General features: G+C 66.4%; 5 protein-coding genes and 3 pseudogenes. 4 read left to right on the plus strand and 4 right to left on the minus strand.

Features of this window, described 5'->3' with window-relative positions; translation table 11 throughout:
• Position 1: 1 nt before the first annotated feature.
• From ABZ208_RS34350 to ABZ208_RS34360, 3 genes are read left to right on the plus strand one after another with little or no spacing between them, the layout of a single operon-like run.
• Positions 2-1,237 carry an MFS transporter gene (locus ABZ208_RS34350; RefSeq protein ID WP_356913361.1) on the plus strand — a complete coding sequence of 412 codons (1,236 nt, stop codon included), beginning with the start codon at positions 2-4 and terminating at the stop codon, positions 1,235-1,237.
• Complete coding sequence (proC, locus tag ABZ208_RS34355; RefSeq protein ID WP_356913362.1) at positions 1,218-2,105, plus strand: pyrroline-5-carboxylate reductase; 888 nt, start codon at positions 1,218-1,220, stop codon at positions 2,103-2,105. The genes ABZ208_RS34350 and proC overlap by 20 nt, the downstream gene beginning before the upstream one ends.
• Entirely contained in the window at positions 2,102-3,919 is a 1,818-nt protein-coding gene (locus tag ABZ208_RS34360) for a gamma-glutamyltransferase (RefSeq protein ID WP_356913363.1), read from the plus strand. Before proC ends, ABZ208_RS34360 begins: the two co-directional genes overlap by 4 nt.
• A gap of 897 nt (positions 3,920-4,816) precedes the next feature.
• On the opposite strand, the gene ABZ208_RS34365 is transcribed toward ABZ208_RS34360, so the two are convergent.
• The 4 genes and pseudogenes from ABZ208_RS34365 to ABZ208_RS34380 form a co-directional block, all read right to left on the minus strand.
• The gene (locus ABZ208_RS34365) at positions 4,817-5,158 is read right to left on the minus strand and encodes a helix-turn-helix transcriptional regulator (protein WP_356913364.1); all 342 of its coding nucleotides are present in this window, start codon (positions 5,156-5,158) and stop codon (positions 4,817-4,819) included.
• Positions 5,159-5,323: 165 nt separating this feature from the next.
• Positions 5,324-6,142, minus strand: a pseudogene (locus ABZ208_RS34370) (IS256 family transposase); the annotation flags it as partial.
• A gap of 177 nt (positions 6,143-6,319) precedes the next feature.
• A pseudogene (locus ABZ208_RS34375) lies at positions 6,320-7,345 on the minus strand (IS110 family transposase); the annotation flags it as partial.
• Between the two features lie 218 nt (positions 7,346-7,563).
• Positions 7,564-7,974: pseudogene (locus ABZ208_RS34380) on the minus strand (transposase); the annotation flags it as partial.
• 767 nt (positions 7,975-8,741) lie between these two features.
• On the opposite strand from ABZ208_RS34380, the gene ABZ208_RS34385 reads away from it, so the two are divergent.
• Positions 8,742-9,550 (plus strand): IS5 family transposase gene (locus ABZ208_RS34385; protein ID WP_356913365.1). Its coding sequence is split into 2 segments (ribosomal slippage): positions 8,742-9,081 and positions 9,081-9,550, totalling 810 coding nucleotides; the frame shifts between segments, so codons are not numbered across the junction.
• Positions 9,551-9,656: the final 106 nt, after the last annotated feature.

Here is a 9,656-nt window from a genome sequence, read left to right on the forward strand (position 1 = left end):
TGTGGGATCAGAACAGGTACTTGACGCAGCAGAACGCAATCAGACAGAAGACAGACGCAATCAGAGGCTGTTGCTGCGCGGGCAGTTGTTGTCCTGGATTGGCGATGCCATGCAGCCGGTCGCCGTCGCGGCCGCCATTGTGCTCAATAACGGAAGTGCCACCGAAGTCGGCATGGCGGCGAGCGCGTTCGGTGCCGGTCGGCTGATCGCGACGCTGTTCGGTGGAGTGCTGGCCGACCGGACGCGGCCGCAGGCTCTGATGATCGGCTCCGATCTCGCTCGTACCCTGCTCACTCTGGGCATCCTGTGGTGCCTCGTCAGCCCCGGACGCATCGGCACCACCCTCGTCCTGCTCTTTCTGCACGGGGGTGTCGGCGGCGTCTTCCTCCCGGCGCTGTCTGTGTTGAAGGTACGGGTCACCACGCCGGACACCCGGCTGTCTTTCAACTCGTCGATGGCTGGGGCCAAGACGGTGGCCTCCTTCGCCGGCCCGGTGCTCGGCGGCGGACTGGCCGCTGTTGGCGGCCCAATCGTCGTTCTTGGCGTCAACGCCGCCACTTTCGTGATCTCGGCAGCTTCGATCCAGCTCATTCGCGCGGAGACTACCCCCTCTGACAGGGGTGGCTCCTTCCTGCGGGACTTCACCAGCGGTGCCAGTCTCGTCGCTCGCCGCCGGTGGTTGCTCATCTGCATGCTCTGCACCATGGTCCACAGCCTGGCCTTCGGCGTCGCCCTGACGCTCATGCAGGTCGGTGGAATCGAGAAGCACGGCTCCTTCGGCCTCGGCTGGATCGTTGGTGCCCAGGGCGTCGGATCGTTCGTCGGCGTACAACTGTCGAAGAAGCTGAATGTCCGGCAGCCAATGGTCATTGCCTGGCTGGCCTCGCTCACCATCCCGCTATGCGTCCTGGGCTTCGTGGGCGACAGCCCGCTGCCGTTCGTTCTCGTCCTTGTCGCCGTTGGATTCCTCGGCGTCGGATTCCATTCGGTCCTCTACGAGTCGACGCTGCAGAACAACATCCCTACGGAAGAGATCGGACGCGTCGCCTCCTGGGACTATGTGGTCTCGCTCGCCACACTGCCGATTGGCATGGCGATTGCGGGATCCCTCATCGACGGCATCGGCTTCCTGCCCCTGGTCCTCGGCTGCACTGTCACCTTCGTCGTCACCAGCCTATTGCCCCTGGCGTTCCGCCAAGTTCGGGAGGTAACCTCACGTGTCCCAGAATCCGACTGATGGCGTCGGCATCAGCTCCCCGTACGGGACCCTCGCCGTACTTGGTGCCGGCACCATGGGCGAGGCGATCACTTCGGCCACCTTGGCCGCCGGTCGGCCGCGCCAGCATGTCACGGTGACCGCGCGTAGCCCTGAGCGGCTCGCCGCGCTTGCCGATCGGCACAAGATTCGGGCGATCACCTCCAATCCGGAGGCGGTACGGGACGCGGACCTGGTGCTGGTGTCTGTGAAACCGGCCCAGTGCGCCGGAGTCCTCAAAGAGATCGCCCCGCATCTGCAGCCAAGCGCAGTTGTGGTGTCTGTCGTTGTCGGCTGGACCACGGACGCTGTGGCGAGCCACCTCCCGGCAGGCACCGCCGTGGTCCGGGTGATGCCGAATATCGGTGCCTTGGTGGGCGCGAGCATGTCGGTGCTCAGCGCTGGCAGCGCCTGCTCCCAGGAGCAGTTGGCCCAGGTCACGGAACTGATGTCCGACGCCGGTGAAGTGCTGGTCTGCTCCGAGTCGTTGCACGACGCCGCTGCCATCGTCTGCGGCGGCACGCCCGCGCTACTGTTCTCCTTCATCGACGCCGTGATCGAGGGCGCCGTGTCACTCGGTCTGAGCCGAGCTACTGCGACCCATCTTGCGGTGCAGACCTTTGTCGGCTCCAGCAGTCTTATCGCGCAGACCGGCGAGCATCCCGTCGTACTACGGGAACGGGTCTCGTCGCCCGGCGGCGCCGCCATCCACGGCCTCATGGAGTTCGACCGGCTCGGGGTCCGCCCGGCCGTCGTCGCCTCGGTCCGCAGCTGTTACGCACGGGCCGGCGAACTTGGCGGACGCCCCGTCGTCACGATACGTAACGACTCAGGGAGTACCCCCCGATGATCGCAGGTCCCCCCGATCTTCTCGGCACCCACGGTGCGGTGTCCGCCTCGCACTGGCTGGCCACCGCGGCGGGCATGGCCACGCTCAACGACGGCGGCAACGCGTTCGATGCGGCGGTGGCTGCCGGCTTCGTTCTGGCCGTGGTGGAGCCCCACTCCAACGGCCTGGGCGGCGACGCGTGCATCGTCGTCCACCATGCTCGCTCTGGCCGCACTTCGGTGATCAGCGGCCAGGGCCCAATGCCGGCCGCCGCCACTCTTGCCCACTTCCAGGACCTCGGCCTCACCCAGATACCGGGCTCCGGACTGCTCCCAGCCACAGTTCCCGGCGCTTTTGGCGCTTGGCTACGCATGCTCGCGGACTTCGGCACGAAGTCGCTGCGCGACGTCATGACCGACGCCGTCGGATACGCAGAACGGGGCCATCCGCTGGTGGCCGACGCGGCCCGCGCCATCAGCTCGATGCGCCCGCTTTTCGCCGGCGAATGGGCGAGCTCCGGCGTGATGTATCTGGACGCCGCTGGTAACGCCCCCGTCACCGGAGACCTGATGCGTTACCCAGAACTCGCCTACACCATGCGGCGCCTGGTCGAGGCCGGCGAGGCGGCCGGTGGTGACCGGGAGCGCCAGATAGGGGCCGCGCATCGAGCGTTCTACCAGGGCTTTGTGGCTGAGGCCATCGACGCCTTCGTCGGTCAGCCGTTCCTTGATTCGACCGGGCGGCACCACAGCGGCTTGCTCGCAGGGCAGGACATGGCCGGGTGGACGGTACCGATCGAGGAGAGTCTGTCCGTCAGGTACCGGGAATTCGAGGTCCACAAGAGCGGGCCGTGGTCCCAGGGCCCGGTCTTCCTTCAGCAGTTGGCCCTGCTGGCGGGCATTGACCTGACAATGTACGACTTCGGCGGTGCCGAATACATCCACAGGTTGACCGAGGCTGCGAAGCTGGCCTTCGCTGACCGGGAAGCTCACTACGGCGATGTGCCCGACGGCCGCGAGATCATTGGCGCGCTGCTTGCCCAGGACACCGTCGCTGCCCGCCGCGCGCTGATCGGCCCCACTTCGGCCGTGGATCCGGTGCACACGGAGCTGCCCGGCCGGACGGGCTTCGTGCCGGACATGAAGCCGAACCCAATGCCGTCCATCGATTGCGACTGGTTCCTCCAGTTGCAGAACGGTCTGCCCACGATCGTGCCGCAGGCCGCCCTGCGCGCCTCGCTGAAGCCCGGCGACACCTGCACGGTGACTGTTGCCGACCGGGAGGGCAATCTGGTTGCCGCCGTGCCCAGTGGCGGCTGGCTGAAGAGCTCGCCGGTCATACCCGGCCTGGGCTTCCCGCTGGGTACCCGGGGCCAGACGATGTGGCTGGTGCCGGGCCACCCCAACTCCCTCGCCCCCGGTCGGCGGCCCCGTACCACGCTGAGCCCGTCGGTGGCGCTGCGCGATGGCAAGCCGTATCTGGCATTCGGCACACCCGGCGGTGACCGCCAGGATCAGTGGACGCTGGAGTCGTTCCTCGCGGTGGCGGACTTCGGGATGAGCCTGCAGCAGGCCACCGACATCCCGCACTTCCACACCGACCACGTCCCGGCGTCCTTCAGCCCACGCGCCCGCCGCCGTAACACGGTGGTCATCGAGTCCGCCCCGGACGCCGCACTACTCACCGCTCTGAAGGCCCTCGGCCACAACGCCGTCTCAGTTCCCCCGATGTCTCTCGGCGCAAAGGTCTGTATGGTCACCGCCCCTGACAGCCGTGGCCTGCTTGCAGCCGCTGCTGGAACGCGGGGCAGGCAGGCCCAGGCAATGGTCCGCTGACCCGCGCTGCCACGTACCAGGGCATCGCAGCAGCCCCGGCCGGTGAGAACCCGGCTCGGGGCTGCTGGTTGCGTCCTTGGAAGTGGTGTACGGGTTCAACTTGATCCGGGGGTTTGCCCCGGCATCGGGATGGTGCCCGCATAGACGAACGGGCCACCGGCTGATCTTCGAAGTGTCGAAGGAGATCAGCACGATGACCGCACCCGACAGTCTGCCCCTGCATGCCCTTGCGGAGGAGAACTTTGCTGCGGCGAGTCCCGATCTGCTGCGCGCGGCCCCGTGCCGTGTGGATTCTCGGTGCTGAACTGACCGTGGGGAACCTCTTCAGCTGCAATCACGTAGATTGAGTGAGACAGGCTGGACGCTTCAACTGCGGCTTCATTAGCTGCAATCACGTCGTTGAGTGCTGACTTGGCCAAAGATGTGAAGCGCTGTGACCTGCAATCCCGTCGATTGGTGGGATTCACGCATGTATCGCGAGAATCCTAAGGGACCCTGTGCCCCGTCCCCGTCCATGGCTGCGGGCACCGCAGTTGATTGGCTCACGGCGTCGTCACGGGCAGACGCCGAGACGCTGTTGGGCGGCTGTGCGTACGGCTTGGCCTGGGGAAACGATCGGCGCGTCATGTGCCAGCTCTGGGACATCGCAGCAGGCCCAGCCGGGCCCGGGCCGCGAAGAGGGTGGAGAACTACACCCGAGAGGTCGTGCCCACGCTCGCTGCCTGGATCGACGCGAGCATCTCCGATCCCCGCGAAGTCACTACGGAGCACATCAAGGAGGCCTTGAAGCCCTCATTGGCAGCCCGGCCCGGCGCCTGCACTCCGTGCTGCGCTCCTACTTCCGGGTCTTGAAACGCGAACGGCTGATCTTTCGCGATCCCGTGCGCACCGTCAGGCTCACCACCGCGCGGCCGCTGCCGGAGTCCCTTCCGGCCGACCCGGGTCGCGCGGCTTGTCGAGCAGGCGCTGGTGGTACCGGGCCCGCTTCCACAACTCGTAGGCTTCGTCAGCCGGCCCGCCGCACTCCGTGACCACGGCGCGCACCACCTTCAGGCGCGGCACGCACGTGCCCGAGGCGGCCCTGCGCAGCGTGGTCGCTGGCACGCCGGTGGTCTTGGCGAGGTCGTCGTACGACCGGCCCGCTCTGCGCCTCCACTCCCGCTGGAAGCGGGCTAGCTTGCCGACCTCCGTGACGATCGTCGGCTTGACCGGCTTCTCCTTGCGTCCCACCGTGCTCACTCGCTCCCGGCCAGCCTGCCGACCTGCTTGGCCAGCCCGCGCGCAGAGGGTCCCCTCCCGTTGATCACCGCCACGATGAATGCGGCAATCACCCCTGCGACGGCCAGCAGCACGAGCTCCTTGCCCGGGTGTGTCAACTTAACGGCTGATCTTGGTTGTTGAGGTTCAGTTGTTGGCCGGGGTGAGCCGGCCTTCGAAGGCGATCTGGAAGGCGTTCAGGGGTGCCTTCCAGCGCATGGTCCACCTCTTGCGACCCTTGCCGGTCGGGTCGAGGCTCATCAGCGCCATGTAGACGCACTTGAGGGCAGCGGTCTCCGACGGGAAGTGGCCGCGAGCGCGAACGGCTTTGCGTATCCGCGCGTTGACGCTCTCGATCGCGTTCGTGCTGCAGATGACCTTGCGGATCTCGACGTCGAAGGAGAGGAAGGGCACGAACTCGGCCCAGGCGTCCGACCACAGCTTCACGATCGCCGGATACTTGCGGCCCCATGCCTCCTGGAACTCCAGGAACCGCTCCGTCGCCGCGTCCTCGCTGGGAGCGGTGTAGACGGGCTTGAGTGCCTTGGCGACCTTGTCCCAGTCCTGGCGGGCTGCGTAACGGAAGCTGTTCCGCAGCAGGTGAACGACACATGTTTGAACAATCGTGCGAGGCCAGACGGTCTCCACCGCCTCGGGCAGGCCCTTGAGTCCGTCGCAGACCAGCATCAGCACGTCGTCCAGGCCGCGGTTCTTCAGCTCGGTGAAAACGTGCAGCCAGTACTTCGCGCCCTCGCCGCCGTCCCCGGCCCAGATGCCGAGGATGTCGCGGGTGCCCTCGGCCGTGACGGCCATGACAACGTAGATCGGCCTGTTCGCGACCTGGCCATCCCGGATCTTGACGTTGATGGCATCCACGAACAGGACCGGATAGACGCGGTCCAGCGGTCGGTTCTGCCATTCGGCCATGCCCTCCATCACCTTGATGCTCCTATCGTTGGTCAAGCGGCAGCGAGCCAGCTGCGATAGGCGTCGGCGAAAGGGTCGTCGCGGCGGAGTCCCCGTTCGATGTTGGAGATGACGGCGGGCCAGACTCCGAAGTGGTTCGCTGCGGCGGTGAGCGTGATGTTCTTGGCCTGGCGGGTGGGCACCCGCGATCTCGGGAACCTCGACTGCGGTGGTCAAGAGGCGGAAGACCTCCCGGGCGATGGCGCGTTTGAGCAGCCGGATGATCTCCTTCTTCGTCCGGCCGGCCTTGGTTTGACGCTCCACGTAGTCACGGGTGCGCTGGTCGCGGCGCATGCGGACGAGCGCGATGCGGTAGAGGGCCCCGTTCGCGGCGCGGTCACCGCCGCGGGAGAGCCGGTGACGGTTGGTTTTGCCACTGGAGGCCGGAACCGGCGCGACACCGCACAGGGCGGCGAAGGACGCTTCGGTGCGTAGGCGGGCGGGGTTGTCGCCGGCGGTGATCAGCAGTTGCGTAGCGGTGTCGGGTCCGACGCCGTAGGCGGCGCGCAGGCCGGGGTTGATCTGCGTGACTAACGCATCCAACTCCGCGGTCAGAGCGGTGTGTTCAGCGGTCAGATTCTGGACGCGTCGGGCGAGCGTCCGCAGGGCGGTCAGGACCGGGGCGTGGACGGGGTCGTTGCCGGCCCGGAGCCGGAGAAGGGCCTCGATACGCTTGTCGCCCCGCAGCACTTCGTACTTCGCGCGGATACCGTCGGGCGCGGTGATCAGTATGTGTCCGATCTGGTTCAGCGCGGCCGTACGAGCCTTGATCGCGGAGCGTGCCGCGTTGTGCAGAGCCCGGATCCCGGCGACGGCATCGCCCTTGGGGGCACTGGTGGCCCGGCCGGACACGACTGCACGAGCTGCGGCATAGGCGTCGATCGGATCGGACTTGCCGATCCTGCGGCGCTCGGCCTTGTCCGGCCGGTTGACCTCGACCACGGTCAGACCGGCCTCGCGGGCCGCACGCGTGAACCCCGACCCGTAGGACGACGTGCCCTCTACGCCGACTTCGGCAACGGTGCCGTGAGCAGCCAGGAAGGCCAGAGCAGCCGTGTATCCGGCGGCCGTTGTGGGGAACTCGGCATCGGCGATCTGCCCACCACGGTCGGTTACCACGGCGACGTGGACGGTGTCGGCATGGGAGTCCACCCCACCGATCACTACGTGTTCGACGACTGCCGCGGTGTCCGTTCCTGTCATGCTGGAGGTGCCTTCCTGACCGGAGGTGGCTCCAGCCGGGTGGGGCAGACAGGACAGCGATGGGGCCTCTGGCCAGGCTCCTATGAGGTCATGATCCACCCGGCCGGGGCCTCGGGAACGGGCCCCGGCGGCCGGACAGACCAAGGCGAAGACAGTCCAGCAGGACGTCAGTCAGTGATCGAGCCACGACCACCGGGGACCCGGGTATCACTATCGCTGTCGTTGATCGTGGAGATGGTCTGCTTGGGCACCTCGGCCCCATACACCTCGGCCAGATGTGCGGAGATCTCTCCGTGCGTGAGTCCCTTCGCGGACAGCGACAGCACCATCTCGTCCACCCCGGTCAGCCGGCGCTGCCGCTTCTTGACGATCTGCGGCTCGAAGGTCCCGGCCACGTCCCGGGGCACCCTGACCTCGACCGGGCCGACGTCGGTCAGCACTGTCTTGGCGCGGGTGCCGTTGCGGCTGTTGCCGTTGTTCTTCCCGGCAGGATCGTGCTTCTCATAACCGACGTGATCGGTGATCTCGCCCTCCAGGGCGGACTCCAGCACCCGCTTGGTCAGCTGCTGCAACAGCCCACCCTCACCGGTCAGTTGCAGGCCCTCACTGCGGGCCCGGTCAACCAGCATCGCGATCAACTGCTCGTCCGACGTGGCCGCATCGACCGACTCGACTACGGGCTCTTGCTCGATCGTCATCTCACTCACTTGGCGTCTCCATGATCAACAGATCCGCCGTTGATTAGACACTCCCACGCGTGAAGCTGCATCTGGTCTCTCGGCCAGCTTGAGTGTTGGATGCCAACAGTGGATGCGGTTCGAACTGGAGGGGTGTCGAGGGTGCTGATCGTTTTCAGATGTCAGTCGTGCACTGCTCCCTTGTCGAATCCGCTCGAGCAATGTGAGTGGAAGCCGCTGCCGTCAGTGAGGGGAAGAGAGCACTACACGTACGGCCCGTCGACAGTGCGGGTGGGTTTCTTCTCCGGTGACCCAGACTCGTACGGTCCCGCCGGCTCGATTGCCACCTGGGTGATCAACCCGCTGGACGGTGTGCTGCTGCGGCCCCATGTGGACCCGTCTCGGCTTTACGGGTGTTGCAGACTGGACGGGCTCAACGGGCCGAACTTGCTGTGCGCCCGCTGCAACAGCGAGGTCGGCATCGAGATCTCCGATTGCTGGACCGAGTACGACATCCGACTGTTGAACACAGCGGTGTCACAGAGCCCTCACCGTCGACCGACGAGTATCGACGTCAGCACGACAGCAGGACACGTTTCCGTAGAAGTCGAAAGCCTGCGCGGCCGAACATCTGGCGCTTGAGCATCTTACTGATCGTTTCAGAATGAAATTCGTTGTGGGGCTTGGCAGTTGGGTGTTGTGTCGGCAGGATCTGTTGGGTGTCTGCTGATCTTGTGCCTGATGACCTGTGGGAACGTGTGGCTCCGCTGTTGCCTGCTCGTCCGCCTCGGCGGCATCGGTATCCGGGGCGATTGCCGGCGGATGACCGGGCTGCGTTGCAGGGGATCGTTTATGTGCTGTGCAAGAGTGTGAGCTGGCGGGATGTTCCGGCTGAACAGGTTGGCTGCAGCGGTGTGACGGCCTGGCGGCGTCTGCGGGACTGGACCGAGGCCGGTGTCTGGCCCCGCCTGCACGAGGTCCTTCTGGCCGAGCTGCGGGCCGCGGGCCTGCTGGACATGGACGACGCGGCAGTCGACGGCTCCCATGTCAGGGCCCTCAAAGGGGGGCTCACACCGGACCTTCGCCGGTCGACCGCGCGCGCCCGGGCAGCAAGCACCACCTGATCACCGACCGCCACGGAACTCCCTTGGCCGTCTCGCTGACCAGCGGAAACCGCCACGACGTCACTCAGCTGATGCCGCTGCTGGACGCGATACCCCGCATCCGCGGGACGCGCGGGCGCCCGAGGCACCGGCCGGGCCGGCTCTTCGCCGACCGCGGCTACGACTACGACAAGTACCGCCGCCTTCTCCGGGCCCGCGGCATCACACCCAAGATCGCCCGCAAAGGCGCACCCCACGGCTCCGGCCTGGGCAAGACCCGCTGGGTCGTCGAGCGGACCTTCGCCTGGCTCCACCAGTTCAAACGCCTCCGCATCCGCTACGAGATACGAGCCGACCTCCACCTCGGCCTGCTTCAACTCGCTTGCAGCATCATCTGCTTGAGACGACTCCGAACCTCATTCTGAAACGATCAGTTAGAAGTCGTCTCATTTGGCGAGTCTGCGGTAGCAGATGAGGGTGCAGGCGATGCTGGTGAAGGCGAGGAAGTGGTCGGCTTTGCGCTCGTAGCGT

The sequence above is a fragment of the Streptomyces sp. NPDC006208 genome (assembly GCF_040613775.1).
GTDB lineage: Bacteria > Actinomycetota > Actinomycetes > Streptomycetales > Streptomycetaceae > Streptomyces.